Here is a 19,318-nt window from a genome sequence, read left to right as displayed (position 1 = left end):
AAACCGCCTTCCGGCGGTTTTTTATGTGCAGGAAGTACAGTACACCCGCAGCACTTCGCGGGGTGAGCCTTGCCGCGGGGGCATGGTACCCAAAACACTTCGTGGGGCATGCGAATGCACAGGAGCGGCAGCTTACTTAAAGCTACAATTCGGAACAGCAAGTCATGATAGGAGAGATTGATGCAAGGCAGAGAGCTAATACGGACGAGATGGTGTTTACTGATTGGCGTGCTACTCATGATTAGCGGCTGCCGCGATGCCATGGTTAACGCGTTTGCGTTTTATCCTGAACGCTTGCCGCCTGAAGCCGCTGCCCCATCAGATGCTGAAGAGTTGATATTGAATACGCCAGATGGCGAACAGCTACAGGCACTTTGGTTTGATACACAATCAGATAGAACGGTGCTGTATCTGCATGGCAATGCAGGGCACCTTTTCTATCGCATTGACGACGCCAGAAAAATCGCTGCCACCGGTGTTAACGTCTTGCTGCTTAGCTATCGTGGTTATGGCAAGAGTAGCGGCTCACCTTCCGAACAAGGGCTGTATACCGATGCGCAAACGGCGCTGGACTATCTGTTAACAGAACGTGGGTTCAAAGAGCAAGATCTGTTTATCTATGGCCGTTCTCTTGGCTCAGCGATGGCTGTTCACATCGCCCAGCATCGACAGCTGGCCGGACTGGTATTAGTTACGCCTTTTTCCAGCGGTAACGACATGGCAAAAGTTATGGGGATGGGTTGGTTAAACTGGGCGCTAGGCTCGCCATTAGATTCGATTCATAAAGTACCTAATGTCCCTGCCCCCGCCCTGTTTATTCACGGCGACGCCGACGACATTGTGCCGTTTGCCTTAGGGCAAAAACTATATGATGCATATCCAGGTGCAGAGAATAGCCATAAACGATTCATAGCCGTGCCCGGCGCAGACCATAACGACCTGAGTGTGATTGCCTATCCAGACTATTGGTATTGGATTGAAGCCTTTATGGCTGAAGTTCGGGAGAGTTAATGTACTTTAGTATGTTACCACTTCCGGCTTTTACTCCTTCTCCCCGATTGATACAGCCAAGAAGACTGAGTTAAAAATAGCCAGGTAGTAAAGAAACAAACCGGAGCAGCAATAAACCACAAAAATACGAGGCAGAAATGACCGAAGAACAGAAACGATCACTGATTGAACAAAGCTGGGATATGCACGCTTTGGTCGAGGCTAGCTACCTTAAAAACAGCGCCACGCTATCGACTCATGACAATCCAACAGGCCACCATGATTGGCTTGAAAAACAACGGCTACTGCTCGCCGACATGGCTCTCCATTTATTTCAAACGTCACTAGAGCCTGAGCCGATGGAGCTCGATAAACTGCGTAATAATCTACATGCTATTCTAACCATCTCAGATCAGTTCTTACCCGATGCCAAATTAGATAGGGCGAAGGATCACCTTTACTAAACCTTAAGGAGAGGAACGGATGTCAACCGAACTGATTATCAGCTTCTGCCTCGTCGCTTTACTCAGTGGCATGGTGCCTGGCCCCAATGGCTTGCTCATTGTGAGCCACTCCCTCACTCTCGGCAGAAGAACAGCCCTTATCACGCTTTCAGGCACCCTTTGCGCTTTTTACGCCCATGGCCTGTTTTCAGTGGTTGGGATCTCCGCTCTGATCATGAGCTCTTCAGAATTGTTTATGCTGGTCAAAGCCCTAGGTGTCGCTTACCTCTGCTACCTAGGCATTACGTCACTATGGCAGGCGATTAATTCAAATAAAATCGCACAGAAAAATACACCCCAACCATTAGCGCATCGACTTAGCTACAAAAAAGCTTGGTTACAGGGGTTTATCACCAACCTGCTGAACCCAAAAGTATCGATGTTTTATCTCGCACTATTTCCGCAGTTTTTATCTGAGTCATCGGATATCGTAACTACCACTTTTTTTCTGGTCACAGTACAAATCATCATTGTGGGTTGCTGGTTCGCATCGTTGGCACTGCTTGCTCATAAAACAGTCGGACTAGGAAAACCGATGCTGACACGCCTCCTCAAAGGCGGTGTTGGCGTGTTGATGCTTTGGTTTGGGGTGAAACTGGCTAAAGTCCAAACCAGCGCTTAAATACGACTCCTTCATCGGATATTTGAGGAGCCGAGGTGCCTTCTAGACTGCAAACACCATGAATGTGCGCTATCAACCTACTTAGCATCATTCTCAGAAATGGTAATGCAGTTATCGGCGTTATCTCCTAAATCTCCCAATCCCGCCAGTGCTGCTGGCGGAAAGATAAATAGGCTGGCGATACCTGCCACACGGCGCGCTGCACCCAATTTTTCTAAAGATGATTTAGGTTCATAAAATGTACCCGTTACCGCCAATGGAACACCAAGGCTAATAGCTGATGACTTGGGTTTTGGGGTAAACACCATATCTAAGGTTTCCTTACCAAAATCTATCGTGCCAGCACCTCGCACAGTAGATTTTTTCGTATCAACCACCACTGCCGTCGGCTTCGACACACCGTCTTTAACGGTGACATGCGCAGCTAAGCAATTCATTTTTACTCGTTTGTCATCTTTATCACCTAATTGCGAAATCAATAAGCGGCGAATGGAGGTTGTTGTCTCAGCCGCCCGCAACTCCGCAGTGCCTTCACTTATCAACGCTCGCCCTTCCCCCGTCATACTGGCCATCAATGCAGCTAAAGAATCACCTTGGCCTTGAACATCCACATTGACATGTCCCTGCCCTTCCAAAAACGTCATATCGGTCATCAAACCAACGATTTCGGCCATTTCCACATCCGTTCCTGTGGCTTTAATATGGAACAAGGGCAGTTTGTGTGATGAATCGATGGTCGCATCAGCGGAGACCTTGCCGTGAAACATCTCTGTCGCTTCAATCGCAAGCATCAACACATCATCACTGAGTTTCATATCCAACACGCTGTTGGCAGCATGCAAAGCCGCAAAAGAAAACTTCTGAATATCTAACTGAACATGGCCATCAAAATCACGCATCCAATTCACCGAAAATGGTCTGTCACTAAACACTTTTTCCGCTGAAACTTGTTCAGTTGTGCTGGAATTATCCGTGCTTGTTGCCGCCAGCAAGGGATCAAGGTTAAGCACCTTAGAGTGAAGCTGACCATCGACGCGCCAACGCCTCGTGCTCTCTTTCAGCGTTAGGCTTCCTGCGATATCACTTTCACCAACCCGAACATTGATATTTTTAGCATTAAACTCTGCTACACCGTGGCGCAAATCAAACGCTAGGTGCCAAGGCACAGGTGATGACAATTCGAGCCCGGTAAAGTGCTGCAACTGCGACAAGTCATTGCCGCTTGCGTTGACATGAACATCAAGACCTTTCAGTTCGAAAACATCATCTGTTTTACCACTGATATTGAACGCTAATCCCTGCGTAGTTAATGAAATGTCGCCTTGCCATGGCTCACCGTTAAAATGCCTTATTAAACTGCTCATTTCACCAGCGACAAGCAGTTCAACGCCATCTAACTTGCCACTAACATCCCAGGAAAATCGCTCATTTCCAGATTCGCTAGGCTCAATTCGTAAGGAGTCTATACCCAACGTATGTTCGTTTTGCTTGGCGGTATCGCGCCACACAATGGCTGAGTTTTCGACCGCTATCCATTCAAATGTTGGCAGTACAGCGTTCGAATCACCAAGTTGCCCCTCAAATTTCCAGTTACTGATGCCATCGGCATTTTTTTCAAATATCACTTCAGCGCCGCGTAACCGTACTTTACGAACATGTAGCTCGCCCATAAGCAAAGGTAGCCACGCCATCTGAATATCCAGGTAATCAGTTTTCAACATCAGTGGAGTTGAACCCCAAGGCGCATTCGCCAGGGAGACATTGTTGATGGCAAAATACGGCTGAGGAAGAAGTTTCAACTCAGCATCACCAGTAATGGTCAAGTGACGCCCCGTGGTTGCTAACACACGCTTTTCCAGCTCCACCCGATATTCGTTGGGATCGACAAGATGAAAGGCCACGCTCAACAAGACCAAGCCGAGTATAAAAAAGCTGCATAGAACCACTAATAGACGCTTGGTTATCATCACTTATCTTGTTCCTCGATTCGGCGGGTAATAAAGCCAGTGTTCAACATGCGGGGCGACTAATAGGATATAACAAACTGTTCAGTCAGTGAGAAAAGATCAAGCACGCCCTATTAGCTATAGCGTTAAATCACGTTGGCGATGAAACCTGGGTAATGAAGCCAGAGTTATGAAACTAGAGTAATGCAGTGAGAGTAAAGCAGGACGTCGCTCGATGCTATAACGAAGGCATTAGCTCAGCCTAAACTGAGCTAATGCTACTGGATAACGCGCTGTTTAGTTCATGAATCGGAACTGTTGATTAAGCCCGTTAATACATTGCCATTGATGCATGTTTGCACCGTTGGCTTCCGACACACCTTTGATGTCGGCACACTTATCACTCTTTCTTGACCGTAATTCAAACCAACCATCGCCGAGGTCAACTATCCGCCAATGCTGATTTTGATTACTGCCTTGGCAGCTGTACTGCTGCAATTTTGCACCATTGTTTTTACTGCCATACGCAAGATCTAAACACTTGTCACTGACCTGTGAACGAATGCTATACCAGCCACTACCCTGTTCTTCAAAACGGAAACGTTGATTAGCGTTGTTGGTATTGCAGGACCACTGATGGTAAATCGAACCGTTATTTGTATTGCCGTTAGCGACATCCATACAGCGCTGACTATGGCGTAACTGCAGATTGACCCAGCCTGTCGACGGCTGAAGCGCAGCACTTTGCAATGTAATGTCATTTATCTGGTCTGTGGCGAGGTTTTCCGTCCATGATGAGCCAACTGGACGAATACTGCTTTTAGCGATGTAGCCTTCGCCTGCTTCAACGTCATAACCTAGATCTACCGTTAGCGTTACTGTACTTTCACCGGCAGGAACCGTTTCAGTAGCTTCACCGAGCCAGGTATCAGCAGACCAAAATTCGACCACAACATCTCGCTGTTCTGTGGCGGCATAAGCCACCTTAAAGCTGAAGCGAGAGCCTACATCTTGCTGTCGTTCGATGGCTGCAAAGCTGATGTCATCAACCTTGGGCAGTGGCGAAATGATGCTGATATCGTTCAACTGATCTGTATCGATATTCTCGCGCCATGTGGTATTGGTCGGACGAATAGCCCCTTTCAGTTGATAATCGTTAGCGCCCGCCAAAGGTGCCTCATTTAAATCAACAAACACATCTGTTGTGCCTGCCCCCGCATTAACAGCCGTTTTTCCTGCTGCTAGCCAGTTGCTGCCATCCCAAACTTCAACAACCAAATCCCGCGCTTGCGTAGCGGAATAACGCACAGCAAAGCGATAGCGAGTCCCGCTTTCTAACTCAGTGATGAGTTCAGCAAACTCAAACAAGTCCTCGCTTGGCGCATTCGCAGCTTCAATTCTTATCCCGTTAATTTGAACATTGTCGATGTTAGATTGCCAATCGGCCCCCACCGGACGAATGCTCGCTTTAAAAAGGTAGCCTGTCGCTCCACTGACTGTCGGTTGTGGTAGGGAGACGGTCAATGCAGTCACATCACTGCCGGCGGATACTGACTTACGTGTCGACGCGATATATTGATCTTGATGCCACAACTCCAGTACCAAATCTCGGCCAATTGAAGCAGAGTATTCCACATTCACGGTATAGCTATCCGCAGGTGCTAATTCACTTATTTGGTCCGCAAATCGAATCGTATCTTCTTTGCCCGAGGTCTCAGCCCCACTATGAACTTCCAAAACCACAGAGCTGACTCGGCCGCCGTTATCAGGGAACGTCACCGTCACCACTGGGTTCTTAGACAGCAGTTGATTATCAACAGGGATATGAATGGCACCGAAGAACTCACCTCGAGATGATTGATCGCCTCCTTTCCAGTTTGAAGGTACTGATACCTTAGTCCCATTTATCATCACTGTCGGTTTCTTCGAACGCTGATGAGAACGACCCAGGCTGAGTTTCAATAATGAATGGCCAGTGGCCACTTTAACATCACGAAAACGGAAAGTGAGCGCCTTATTGGCGATAATAGATTGTAGGTGATCATCTGAGTAATAAGTCGCCACATCAAGAGACTCAGTAAACTGAATTGCTTCAGCAAAAGTGTATTCAATAACCACGGTTTCACCGGGGATCAAAGTTAAGCTAGAAGGCGCCATCACATTATTTTCATCGCGATAGACAGGCTTAGAATTGGCGTAAATTTTAAGCTGCTTTTGACGCACATTAGTTACCTGCCCCATCTCATTAACAAAGGCTAGTGACACACTTTGTTCAGTTTCAGCAAGGCTGTTCAACGCAACATACGCCTTATTGCCATCAACAAACGCTTGCACCTGCACATCTTCATTTGAAGACAACGCTTTAACACGGTGGCCAGTCACATTTGCCCATAACTGATAGAAATGGATCCGGGGAGTCCAGAAGAAACGTTGTGGTTTACCATTACTGATACTGCTTGGATCAGGACGTAAAACAACCGCACCATAGGGTGCCCAGTTATTCCCAGCATTGTAGTGCCAGGCCGCTTTACCGGTAATAAATGGAATAGAGGTCAACAGGCGATCCTGTCGATCTAAAAGTTGGAACAACATGTTATTGATCGAACGGATCGACTGAACACTTTTTATATCGCTATACCCGTCGCCGTAGCCTTTCTCGATGCCACCATATTCACTGATGGTTACCGGCTTAACACGATCCCATTTGTAATGGCTATAGGTTTCCAACAAATCAAGAATCGCTTCCAGATTGCTACCTGAACGCTGATTGTTAGCCCCTGTCACATTCACCCCGTCATAAGGGTGAACCGAAAACGAATCAATATAGGGACCCGCCTCGTCCATGAACTGCTTCATGCGACCATTAAAGTGGCCAAAGTCCCATAACTCCATCGAAGGCCAAGCACTGGAGTATCCAATCACCTGCGTATTAATATTATCCTGATCGAACTTCCTTCCGATCTCTTTAAACAGCTGAGTCATTTCAGCCCGCGCTTTATCATCACTGATGCCGAATTCTCCGGCATGGACAAACGGCTCATTGATCGGCTCGTAGAATAGTGGACGCGATGTATCATCAAAATAGTACTTAAAATAGTTTGCAGCCCAAGCCGCCGCCTTTACTGGATCTTGTCCTGCCGTATAAGCCGCTTTCGGATGATCGGTAACGATATTTCGAGTGGACAAAAAGGCGTAATTAGGGTGCTTCTTCGTCGACTGAACATTTCGCTCACCATTGCTTTTTGCGGTGGCCGGATCAGGGTATGAGCCATGACCTTTGTGGGCGGAAAACGGACTCCAAAATTGGCGTCCAAAGCCGATATTGAGATCATTAACCAGATAATCCAACTCCTCTTGAGTTACCTGGTTTTCTAACGCCGTCATATGAATGTTGAAGTATTTACTTCGATCAAGCTCAGACACGCCACCCACAAATTTTTGGGTGTTGAGATCGATTGTTACTTTATCTTCCGCATGTATCGCGATGCTCATCAGAGAGGTCGCCACAAGCACCATCCCTCGAAACCACTGCTTCAGTTCCATCTTCCTTTCAACCTTCAATCAGAATATATGTTTATTGTTTAAAGCCTGTTTGACGAGTCAGCGAACGCCAAAAAGTCACCATTAAGCGATCCTTTTACACGTTCGCCTTAATTAGCTTTAACCTTTAAAAACAATAAGTTACAAACCCAAGGGAAAGGTAGCAATATTTAGGAACGGAGGCAATTGAACAACGAATTTGGGTGTAAATAATCAGATACGCGAGCGCCCCTCTTTAAACATCAACACGCACCATTAACAATGCGTCTGCAAAGAAGGTCATCCGCCATAAATCGAGAGAGATGAGAACGTGTGCCTGACACATGCGTCGATACTCTGCTTCTACAAAAAAAAGCCGCGATTTACGCGGCCTTTAGCAAAATTTAAAGTGAAGTTAGCCTAATAACGCACTTTCAGGGTGACACCGCAATAGGCTCTATAAGCACGCATACCAACATGCCACACATCTGCGGTAGGTGTACTGATAGCGACCGATTCATTATTGCCGCCACTTGCGGAGGCAAATACCGAAATAACGCTATTTATCCTGCATCCGCTCCGCCAGCCCGGAATAACGTTCACTTTTTTGTGCCAGCGCGGCGCGCCAGATATGTTGGCCGCCAGCCACATAGAGATGCTGCTTAGCGCGGGTCAGACCGGTATAGAGCAGTTCGGGTGTGAGTAGCGGACTCTCCTGCTCGGGTAGCAATAGAGCCACATGAGCAAACTCTGAGCCTTGGGTTTTGTGGATCGTCATTGCATACACAGTTTCGACTTGCGGCAAGCGCGCCAGGCTGATCCGTTTATACCCCAGATCTTCCTGCTCAAACCACGCAGCTAAGCGGCCATCTTCCATCGGCCAGATCAGGCCGACATCACCATTGAACAGACCGGTGCTATAGCTGTTCTGGGTCACCATCACAGGGCGCCCAGCATAGTGCTGCTCGGGCTTAATACGTCCGTTGCGCTGCGCCAGCCACTGCTCAATGCGCACGTTCAATTGCTCGACACCACGATCACCGACTCGTGTTGGTACCAGAACGCGAAATCTGGCTAACGCGGCAAATGCTGCATCCAGCGTTAACGCACGCGCGATATCTAAGAAATAGTGGGCGCTGGCCAGTGGTAACCACTCTTCGACCATGGCTGCGTTGATGTAACTAAGCTGGTTGGCATCATTATGTTGAAAGCTTATTTGCTGGACACAGCGATCCATTAACCGCTTCGTTGTCGCGTCAATGTCTGCTTTGATCACCTCTTTGGCAAACACACCGATCTCGCCACCAAAACGGCGACTTTGGGTCAGCAAAGTCAGGTGATCATAGTTAGCATTAATCGCCGTGGGCATCTGCTGACCACACAGCTCACTTATCTGCGCCGCAGCCTGCGGAGAATAACCGGGGTGCTCGGCACAAGTAAGATCGGCCATTACCCGTCCCACCTCCACCGAGGGCAGCTGTTCAGCATCACCGAGTAATACAAGAGTAGCGTCGTCGGGTAAGGCACGCAGCACCCGCGCCATCATCGGCAGATCAATCATCGACACTTCATCGATGAGCAGCAGATCACAGCGCAGCGGCTGTTCGCGATTAAATTTTAAATCTAGGCTCTGCGGGCGGTAGCCTAATAAACGGTGCAGTGTCGCAGCTTGTTCAGGGATAGCATCAACAATAGCCGCATCGATACCTTGTTTAAGCATGTCGCATTTAGCATCTGCGATAGATTCTTTTAACCGTTGGGCGGCCTTGCCAGTGGGCGCGGCCATCTGGATCTGTAACTGACATTCATGAGCCGCTTGTAGTGCCGCCAATAAGCGCGTCACGGTATAGGTTTTACCTGTACCGGGGCCGCCCGAAATGATACTCAGTTTGCGCCCCATGGCATTGGCCACCGCAACCTGTTGCCAATCTGGCTCCGCCAACGATGCAGCTGATGCCACCGGAAACAGCTGCGGTAATAACTCTGTCAGCCGGGCTTGTTGCTGGCCAGATAAAGGCGACAATTGCAACTTACTCTGCAGCGCTGCCGCCACTTCCCCTTCAAATAGCCAATAACGACGAATATAGAGCAGACCGGTCTCAGCATCATAGACCACGCCTTTGTTAGCAGCCGGCGCACACGATATCGTAGCCAAACAATCAGTCAGTCGATCTTGCGATGGAAACAGATAGCCTTTTTTATCCGCTTCTCTGTCATCCCAAAACAACTTGTTGGCCACCTGAGATAACGGCAAGCAGCTGTGACCTTGGCGCAGCGCCCACTGCAACGCCAGTAACAGATGAAATAGCAACTCCGGCGGTTGCGGCGCAAGCTCCAAACTCATTTGCTGAGCGAAAAAGTAATCGATCGCCTCGATATCAGCCAATTGCTGTTGGCACTGTTCACTGTTGCTGTAACTCATGCTTGCCCTCCTTCATCATCAAAAGAGAACAACTCACCTTGTTGCGGCATTGTCTCGGCGCTCGGTGATGCCACAGGCTTAGCCGTTGCTTCATTCGCTGCCGCCAGTGCTTGGTCAGCAAACACGGCGTCTAGTTGTAACAGCAACGACGTATCCACTCGACAACTAAACACACCAGCAAACGGCATGCCCGTCGGCGCATCAGGACTCATCCCTCTTAGGTACAGGTAGTACACACCGCCAATATGGCTTGCTGGATCATAATCAGGTAATCGCACCTGCAAATAGCGATGTAATGCCACGCTGTAGATGAGGTACTGCAGGTCATAGAAATGGGCCTGGTTATTCTGCATCAGTGCGTCGCTACAGTAATCCGCCAGAGACTCTCCTAAATGCGTCGATTTGTAATCAGCGACATAGTAGCGCCCTTGATACTCAAAGATCAGGTCAATAAATCCATGCATCATACCCGCCAGCACCTCCCGCCCCGGCAGGGTAATTGGCGCGCTCCAACCGCGATGTTGTTGTAAACATCGCGCGATCTGAGATAGTGACACCTTCGCCATCGGAAAATAGAACTCGGACTCACGCAGGGTTTGTGGCCAGCTCAAATCAGCTAAAGTAAATGACTCTTGATTAACCAGAGAGGGAAGCTCAGCGTGCAGGCATTCAATCAGCCAATCTCGCAAAGCTTCATGCTGGTTATCATCTAAACGGCCAAACCGTTGGATCGGCGCTTCCATTGACCATTCCCAATGAGGCTGAGAAAAGTCAGTGTGCTCCAAAATATCGTGGAGCAAATTACCAGCATCCGCACCTTTACGCAGAGTAAAGCGCAGTGGCAGCTCTCCTGATAAGGCAGGTGTTGGCTCTGCTAACACCACGTCATCATTGTCGGCACGCTCTTTACTCTCTTGCCTGACATGAGCGGCATTGCGCACCAAGGCAGAGAACGAACTCAAGGACCAATTATCATCAACATTGGCGGAAAAGGTGATCGCAGGCAAATCAGGTAACGGCGATGGCTGCACAGCCAGTTCCAGCTCAACGCTATTGTCTGGGCAATCCAAAATGATTAGCTGACTGGAGCCATCACTGCTTTGACTTAACTCGTTTAGTTTGTCTGGCCACTCGTCGTTATCCTTAATCTTCAGCGCCAACCCCAAGGGTGACCGGGCACTGTTTTTAAATGGCACGACACCAAGATAACAACGATGGGCAGCACGGGTGACGGCCACATAAAGTAAACGGATTGACTCAGCTTCGCCTTCCGCAGTGGTTTGGCGAATGGCCTCGTCGGTTTGCCCCACCAGGCGCACTTGCGCCTGAGTATCGACATCGTGATATTCAAAATAGTCATACAGAGTCTGACCAAAACGCGCAGGATCTTTATAATGACTGGCAAACGGAATAAACACGATGGGGTATTCCAACCCTTTCGATCCATGCATGGTGACAATGCGGATCAGGTTGGCGTCGCTCTCCAACCTCAGCTGCGACTCTTCGTTTGCTGACTGGTGCTGACACTGCTCTTTAAACCACTTCAGTAGCTGCTGTGGGTGTTTATGACGGCGAGAAGCTTGCTGCAGCAGCTCCGCCAGGTGCAGCATGTTGGTCAACGCCCGCTCATGATTATCCGGTGCGGGTTGATAATCATGGTGAATAAGCTGCATCAGCATCGCCATACAGCCTCGCTCCAGCCACAATTGCCGAAGTAGCAACGCCCGTTGCCGCTGCTGTTCCCACAACAGTTCATGATCGGGATCGCGATACTTCGCTAATTGTTCGGCAGTACCGCCCATCAAATAAGTAGAAAGCGCCGCTGTCAGCAAGGCATCGTTTTCACACTCCAACAGCCCTTCTAACACACGCAATAGCTCACGCGCTTCCGTTGAACTGTAGATATCCTCCTTATCGCTAAGATAGACCGAAGGATAGCCCGCGTCAGCGAGCGCTTGACGCATAAGCGCGGCTTCCGCACCCCGACGCACCAAAACAGCGATCGCTTGCTCTTTGACCGGCTCGTTACCCAATCGCGCCTGCTGAAGTAAGCGGACAATCTCGCTAACGCAGTGCTCTGCCATCGCTTGTTGAAGATCTGCTGCGCTGACTTTATGCGAGGTAGACTCGCGATCAACGCCCTTCTCGTCTTCTTCATCGCTCACCGTTGCCAGCGCCGACTCGGGTAGCCAAAGGTAATTCAGTGCGTGCCGGTCTGCGATAGGATCGACCAGCGGCGTACTATTCGCTTTGGCTTTGACGGTATGATTCACCCGCTCATAGCCAATGTCGTAGCCAAACAGATCCTCCGGCATTTCCTGGCTCAGCGGCTGCCCCCAAAACAAACGGTTATAGCCGGTGACCACCTCCGGCACCGAGCGCCAGTTGGTATCCATCACCCATTGATAGTCCGCCCCCTGGCGCGCCTGCAGATAGGTGAAGATATCACCGCCTCGGAACGCATAAATAGCCTGTTTCGGATCACCAATCATTAGCAGCGTATGTTGTTCAGCGCCTTTTGGATAAAGATGATCAAAAATCGCATACTGCAGCGGATCTGTGTCCTGAAATTCATCGACCAGCGCCACCGGGTATTGCTGGCGCAGCGCGTCAATTAGGGGCTGACCATGTTCCGATTGGATCTGCACACTGAGCTGGGTGATCAGATCGTCAAAATCCATCAATGCCTGCGTTTTCTTGGCGTCAGCAAAGCGTTGACGAACAGACCGGATCCCCTCGACTACCAGCTGATAAGCAGGCACTTTGCCTAACTGCTTCTCGAACGTTCCCTGATAGTTTTTCCGCTGTTTATCAAAATTACCTCGCAGCTCTTTAAACGCCGCGAAAATCGGTACCAAGACCGATTTGAGCTCCTCTTTGCGATAGCGATTACCATTAATAAAGTCACCGGCCGCCTTCGGACACGGCGTATCATCATCGCACGCCAACCAAGCGATCAGCTCTTCCCACTCAGCTTCACGTTCGGCCGCCTGTTTATGGGGCAATACCAGCAATTCAAACACGGTTGTTTTATGGGGCAACAACTCAGCTAACACTTGCTGTTTCCGGGCAAAAAACAGCGTATTAAAGTGCGGACCGATATCGTCTGCAAACGCTTGCTGCATCGCTTCTGCCACAGGCGCGATCACCTCACTCGTGGAATGCAAAGCGGAACGAAATTTGTCGTAAAAAGCTTCTGGTGTATGCCAGCCTTCCGCAGCGAGCAAGCCAAAACGCGCCGCATCATGATTAATACAACGGATCCAATCGCGCACCGCTTCCATCAGCAGTTCGCTGGTATCTGCTTCCATCGCCACTTCAAGAGGAATACCACTGCTAAATGCCTGTTGCTGCAGTGCTCGACGGCAAAAGCTATGAATAGTGAAGATTGCTGCTTCATCGAGTTCCAGCAGCGCAGGCTTAAGTATTTGCTGAGCTTGCTCGCGGCTAAACAGTGATTCCATATGAGCGAAGAAAGGATCGCTGGCTCCCAACTCGCCCCAATTTTCAACCGCGCTACGCAACTCTTTGTCGATACGGCCACGGAGCTCTTCCGTGGCCGCCTTGGTAAAGGTCATCACTAGGATCTGCTGTACTGTCAGTTGCTTTTCCAGCAACAAACGCAGATACAACCGGGTAATATTGTAGGTTTTTCCTGTCCCGGCACTAGCTTCAATGAGATGACGTCCCTGCAGGGGTAAAGTGGCGGCATTGAGCATCTTCATGCTTACTTAACCTCCTGCAACTGCTGATACAGCGGCAGATATAGATCGGCAAGTGATCGTACTACACGCTCATCTAGAGGGGGGACTAACGGATAAAACCACTGAAAATAGTCGTCGGCCATAAGACCACGGACGTTGTCATCACCAGCAATGGTTTTACGCCATAACTGTTGTACGGTCAGATCTTCAACATCAGGAAGCGGCTGTTCAGCGCTGGCTTTACCAAACAGGGTTTTCCCCAAACCGCCGTGTAACAAACTCGGCGTTGTTAACGACTGCTGCCAATAACTTAGCCAGTTAGAAAGCTCGGCTCTAGCCTCTTGCGGCGATAGCGTCGCGGCGAACACTGCTTGCCGCGCACTCCAGCTTTTACCGCGATTTGGCGTATGCAAAAACACACCACGGCTCTGGCAAGGCTGATCTCTTACCACCGTCGCCACAAGATGATGTAGCCGCAAACCTATCTCATCTTTGGCTTTGCGACTGGCAGGCCGTCCCAACAACAACTCTGGGCAATTTGCATCATCAACATGCTGACGCCACGACAGGTCCGCACTCAAAGTTATACCGTCGATCTCAATATTTACCGCTTCGGTGGTGATCTCACCAAACTGCGTCAATTTGTCGCTGTAGAGCTGTGCTTGCTGTTGCCATTCATCAAACAGCGCATCGGTGATCGGCGATTCAGGCAGGTGACCGCTTAAACTATGCAGCAGCTTAACCTCTTCGGTGCTTTGTCCGGCTAACATCTGCTGGGCAAACGCTTCCCGGATCAAATAGGCCTGTAGCGAATCGCTGGCAAAAGGTTCAGGATCTTCCAAGCCGAGCGCCAATTCATTAAAACGCAACGCCAGACGCTGTTCGGCGAACTGCTTTAACGGATTATCGAAGCCTTTAATAATGGTAGAAAGCGCTACCGGTTCAACTGGCAGCTCCAACGCTGGCAGTTGTAACTGATTTTCACGTAGCGCCCCCGGTTGCTGCAGTCGTGTCCATCCCGGATCAAAGCTGGGGAAACGCCCCTGATAACTGTCTCGACTAAACGGGTGCAACGATTGCTGCAACAGGTCAGCAGGCCCTTGCGCTTCATCGTCAGCCTCTAATAACTGCCAACCATACCCTCGCTCTAGGTAGTCCATCAGCTCTTTTAAGATCAAACTGGGTTGGCGTTCGCTATTGTTACGAATATTCCGCCCCTGATAACTTAAATAGAGAGTTTCACGAGCGGAGATCAACGCTTCCAGAAACAGGTATCTATCGTCACCACGACGCGAACGATCTCCGCTGCGGCGGGGCTGCTGCGACATCAGGTCAAAACTCAGAGGCGTACTTTGTCTTGGAAACTGGCCATCGTTTAATCCCAGCACCGCGATCACCTTAAACGGGATACTCCGCATCGGTACCATAGAGCAGAAAGTGATCTGTCCGGTCAGAAAATGGTTACCACCATCCGGCTGGGTAAAATGGTGATTAAGGTAGTGGCGGATCACTGCCAACTCAATTTTATCGCCATAGTCCGCTTGCGCCGTGTATTCCGCCAGACTATTAATCACCTGCGAAATAAGGTCGCTGGCGTCCTGTTCATTACTGGCGTCGGGGGCAAAAAAGCTCTCTTTTAGTCCCAATAGATACACTTGCCACTGTTCTGCTGTGCGTGATTTCAGCAGTTCCGCCGTGTGCCACTGTAAACGCTCCAATAACTGCATCAGGCGGCCAAGCAATACCGCTTGCTGCCCTTCAACATGGGGTAACAGCAGTCGACATCGCTGACCTTCATCACCGCCAGCTGAATTTCGATCGATATAGAAACTATCGCCTTGGGCAAATCCCAATAACAAACGACTGAGGCCCCACTGCCAGGTATAGGTCTCGCTGCTTGCGTCCTGCTGAGTGATCGTGCGTTTATGTTCTTGATCGCGCCCCCAATGGATCGCGGCCTCTTTTAGCCACCATTCAACTAACGTCAGTTCATCATGGCTAAAGCCAAATTTTGCCTGTAATGCAGGTAAGCGCAAATAGTCAAGGATCTTACTGACTTCAAAACGACTGTCGGGTAGCTGCAGCAACTCACAGAACACGGCAATCAATGGTTCGGCATCAAGCAGTGTTCTATCAGCAATTGAACAGGGCAGTTTTGGGCTAGCGCTGCCATCCGCTTTGTCCCAAGGGCGTCGAAACACAGCATCGATATAGGGCGCGTAATCCTCGATCGCTGGGCACATCACTAACACATCTTGCGGCTTAAGATCGGGCTTGTTCTGAAATTGATGCAACAGGTAATCGTGTAGCGTCTGTACCTCACGCAGCGCACTGTGGGCTGTACTGATAACCACAGAGTCATCGACAAAACGAGGAGGTACTTCGGCAGCACGAGCATCCTGCAACAGCAAGATATCGCGCTGCACACAGTTCAATACAGAAGCTGTAATTTCTCTTTCTGTTTTGTTAGCTGGTTCATCAAACGCACTGATCTCATAACTTTTCACTCCCTGCAAAGCATTGAAGAACTCTTTACCCTGTTGGCCGAGATTGGCTAACAACGGGTTGCCTAAATCACTTTGCTCATCCGTCCATGACAGCACCTGCTGCTCGCGCTGCTGTTTTGCCAGCAGCTTATCGCTCTTCAGATCACCCCAAAAGGTGACGCAGGGATTAAGGTGAAACAGGTGCACTTGAGTATGTTCCGCTAACGCTTCAAAAAATGCCAAGGTCTGCGGTGCTAACGTATTGATGGCAAAGATCAGCACTTGCTTTGGTAGCTTAGAGACGTTGGCGGGTATCGCTTCTATCGCTAACTGCTGCAGATGTACCGGATGATTGGGCTCCTGCGCCACAAGCGCACACCATAACCAGCGCTGCCAGCGCTCGGTATGTTGCCCTTGGCTAGCAACCAGAGCATCAACGATTGCTGACTCCCCCGCCTGCCATTTCATTAACCAATCTGGGCGGAACATCATGTACTGCTCGAAGATATCAGCCAACTTGGTCGCCAACTGAAAACGCTTTAAGCGATCGGGCTGGCCAGTCTCACCCAACCAGTAGTGGGTGGCTTGCTCCGCTTCAGCAAGCTGCAAAAACTCCGCAGACGCTAGCAATTGATCCAGACGCCAGGCCAATACCTCACGGCGGTAATTCGATTGCTTAGGAACACTCTCCTGCCCCAACAGATTTCGTGCCAAATCCCAAATGAAACGTGAGGGCATGGGGAATTCGAGATTCATCGAAATACCCTGACTGCTAGCCAGTTCAAGGTTAAGCCAATGCTGCATCCCCTTACTTTCAACCAAAACTGTATCGGGCTGCAGCACACCACCTTGCCGCTGCGCCAAAACAGCTTGCACTAGCAGCGCCAGGTCTTCTAATCGATTGGCAGGATAAACGGTCAGCACTCACTACCCCTTGGTAGAAACATCAGCCTAAACAGTCTCAGTTCAATTGTTACAAAAAAACCGATAATTCTCGCAACGCTACATGCTAAACCAGCAACATGAGGGATGCTATTAGCGTTATTATGACGCGTGTCGTGTTTTCCAGCAGATTGAAAATTCCCACTAAAGTCAGACAGCTATCTGATTGAACACTATTCAACCAAACAACCTAGTCGTCTGATCTGCATTTACGACGGAAACGACTACACTATTGTCTTGCCACGTTAACAATATTTGATCACGCTCATGTAAATAGCTGCAATGTGAGATATCTCTCAGGAAATCAGTGCATTTTTTACAAAAAGTGATAGGGTATCGCGCAATTTTGAGATACCTAAATCTAACCTTAGTTGCTAAGACTACAGAGGCTTTGAAATGAGAAAGACCAAGATAGTTTGTACTATTGGACCAGCGTCAGAATCTAAAGAGATGCTTACCAAGCTTGTTAAAGCAGGCATGAACGTAATGCGTTTGAACTTCTCCCACGGTGATTACGATGAGCACGGCGCACGTATCAATGCGGTTCGCGAAGTATCTGCCGAACTGGGTCAGAAAGTCGCAGTCCTTCTCGACACTAAAGGTCCTGAAATCCGTACCATGAACCTGGCTGACGGTGATGTGATCCTGGAAGCGGGTCAAACTTTCACTCTGACTACAGACCAAAGCATCACTGGCGACAACACTCGTGTTGCTGTGACTTACGAAGATTTCGCAAAAGACCTGAGTGTTGGCAATACCGTATTGCTGGACGACGGCCTTATCCAACTGACTGTCACTGAAATCAGCGGTAACGACGTAATCTGCCGTGTTGAAAACACTGGTGAGCTGGGTAACAAGAAAGGCGTTAACCTGCCGGGCGTTAGCGTTAACCTGCCTGCCCTGTCTGAGAAAGACAAAGGTGACTTGGTTTGGGGTTGTCAGCAAGGTGTTGACTTCGTTGCGGCTTCTTTCATCCGTCGTCAATCTGACGTTGTTGAAATCCGTGACCTGCTGAATGCCAACGGCGGTAGCGACATCAAGATCCTGTCAAAAATCGAAAACCAGGAAGGCGTTGATAACTTCGACGGTATTCTGGCTGCTTCTGACGGCATCATGGTTGCTCGTGGTGACCTGGGTGTTGAAATCGCCGTTGAAGAAGTTATCTTCGCGCAGAAGATGATGATCGATAAGTGTGTTATTGCACGTAAGCCGGTTATCACTGCCACTCAGATGCTTGATTCAATGATCAAGAACCCACGTCCAACTCGCGCAGAAGCGGGCGACGTTGCCAACGCCATCCTTGATGGTACTGACGCGGTTATGTTGTCAGGTGAATCTGCTAAAGGTAAATACCCAGCAGAAACCGTTGCTATCATGGCTCAAATCTGTGAGCGCACTGATAACGCGATGCCTCCTGTACAACGTGAGTTGCCAGAAGAAGTGGGTGCGCTGCGCATCACCGAATCTCTGTGTAAGTCAGCTGTTGCAACGGCACGCAACTTGGATGCAAAAGCTATCGTTGTTTGCACTAACGAAGGTAAATCAGTTAAGTCTGTGCGTAAGTACTTCCCAGAAGCACAAATTCTGGCAATGACTAGCAATGCAAAAACTGCACAGCACCTGTGCCTGACTAAAGGCGTTAGCGCTTCTGTTGTTGAAGACTTCGAAAACAGCGACTGCATCTACACTCGCGCGAAAGAGAAAGCGGTTCAGTACGGTTTGGCAAAAGCTGGCGACGCAATCGTTGTTGTAGCGGGCGCCCTTGTTGGTACCACTAACACTATCTCTGTTCACACTATCTAATCGTTTTGCATTAGCTAGCTGTAAACTTGAAAAAGGCGCCTTTGGCGCCTTTTTTGTTGCTTGTGATTTGCACCGAAAATCGCCAATACCCTGCAACGCTCTACAAACCGACAGCTCAAAGCAAAAGACCCCTCATCTCAATCTTCTCCCCAAGGAGAAGAGGCTAAGAGAAAAACATGCCACCGGCGGAACATCGTCAAGCCTTCGCTCCCTATTTTGCTCCCCCACCAAGGGAGTGAGGGTTCTTCTCGCTGGCTGCTGCTAAATGATGATTTAGATACAAAACCAGAGCTCAGCTCCCCCTCTTCTCATTTTCCCAAAAGCAAAACAGGCTAAGGCAGATACGTAAAATTTATCTCTCCACCTCCCTTCTCTGCACAG

At 49.3% G+C, this 19,318-nt stretch carries 9 protein-coding genes; 4 read left to right on the top strand and 5 right to left on the bottom strand.

Annotation, left to right across the window (positions count from 1 at the left end):
- Window positions 1-180: 180 nt before the first annotated feature.
- From DU002_RS11560 to DU002_RS11550, 3 genes are all read left to right on the top strand, one after another.
- A complete protein-coding gene (locus DU002_RS11560) occupies window positions 181-1,011 on the top strand; it encodes an alpha/beta hydrolase (protein ID WP_114338544.1) in 831 nt (276 codons plus the stop codon).
- Window positions 1,012-1,148: 137 nt separating this feature from the next.
- Entirely contained in the window at window positions 1,149-1,454 is a 306-nt protein-coding gene (locus tag DU002_RS11555; protein WP_114338543.1) for a hypothetical protein, read from the top strand.
- 19 nt (window positions 1,455-1,473) lie between these two features.
- Window positions 1,474-2,115 carry a LysE family translocator gene (locus DU002_RS11550; RefSeq protein ID WP_114338542.1) on the top strand — a complete coding sequence of 214 codons (642 nt, stop codon included), beginning with the start codon at window positions 1,474-1,476 and terminating at the stop codon, window positions 2,113-2,115.
- Window positions 2,116-2,192: 77 nt separating this feature from the next.
- On the opposite strand, the gene DU002_RS11545 is transcribed toward DU002_RS11550, so the two are convergent.
- From DU002_RS11545 to recC, 5 genes are all read right to left on the bottom strand, one after another.
- On the bottom strand, window positions 2,193-4,082 hold the full coding sequence (locus tag DU002_RS11545; RefSeq protein ID WP_114338541.1) for an AsmA family protein: 1,890 nt from the start codon (window positions 4,080-4,082) through the stop codon (window positions 2,193-2,195).
- A 276-nt stretch (window positions 4,083-4,358) separates the two neighbouring features.
- Entirely contained in the window at window positions 4,359-7,604 is a 3,246-nt protein-coding gene (locus DU002_RS11540; RefSeq protein ID WP_114338540.1) for an RICIN domain-containing protein, read from the bottom strand.
- Window positions 7,605-8,139: 535 nt separating this feature from the next.
- Entirely contained in the window at window positions 8,140-10,002 is a 1,863-nt protein-coding gene (recD, locus tag DU002_RS11535; protein WP_114338539.1) for an exodeoxyribonuclease V subunit alpha, read from the bottom strand.
- A complete protein-coding gene (recB, locus tag DU002_RS11530; RefSeq protein ID WP_114338538.1) occupies window positions 9,999-13,727 on the bottom strand; it encodes an exodeoxyribonuclease V subunit beta in 3,729 nt (1,242 codons plus the stop codon). The genes recD and recB overlap by 4 nt, the downstream gene beginning before the upstream one ends.
- A gap of 2 nt (window positions 13,728-13,729) precedes the next feature.
- Window positions 13,730-17,116: an exodeoxyribonuclease V subunit gamma gene (recC, locus tag DU002_RS11525; RefSeq protein ID WP_114338537.1), complete on the bottom strand. Its 3,387-nt coding sequence runs from the start codon at window positions 17,114-17,116 to the stop codon at window positions 13,730-13,732.
- 414 nt (window positions 17,117-17,530) lie between these two features.
- Here recC and pykF point away from each other — a divergent pair, with 414 nt between their 5' ends.
- Window positions 17,531-18,937 carry a pyruvate kinase PykF gene (gene pykF, locus DU002_RS11520; RefSeq protein ID WP_114338536.1) on the top strand — a complete coding sequence of 469 codons (1,407 nt, stop codon included), beginning with the start codon at window positions 17,531-17,533 and terminating at the stop codon, window positions 18,935-18,937.
- Window positions 18,938-19,318 lie beyond the last annotated feature (381 nt).

It is taken from the genome of Corallincola holothuriorum (assembly GCF_003336225.1).
Taxonomy (GTDB): domain Bacteria; phylum Pseudomonadota; class Gammaproteobacteria; order Enterobacterales; family Neiellaceae; genus Corallincola; species Corallincola holothuriorum.
The sequence above is the reverse complement of the archived record's forward strand: the minus strand, read 5'-3'. Positions and strand labels throughout refer to the sequence as shown.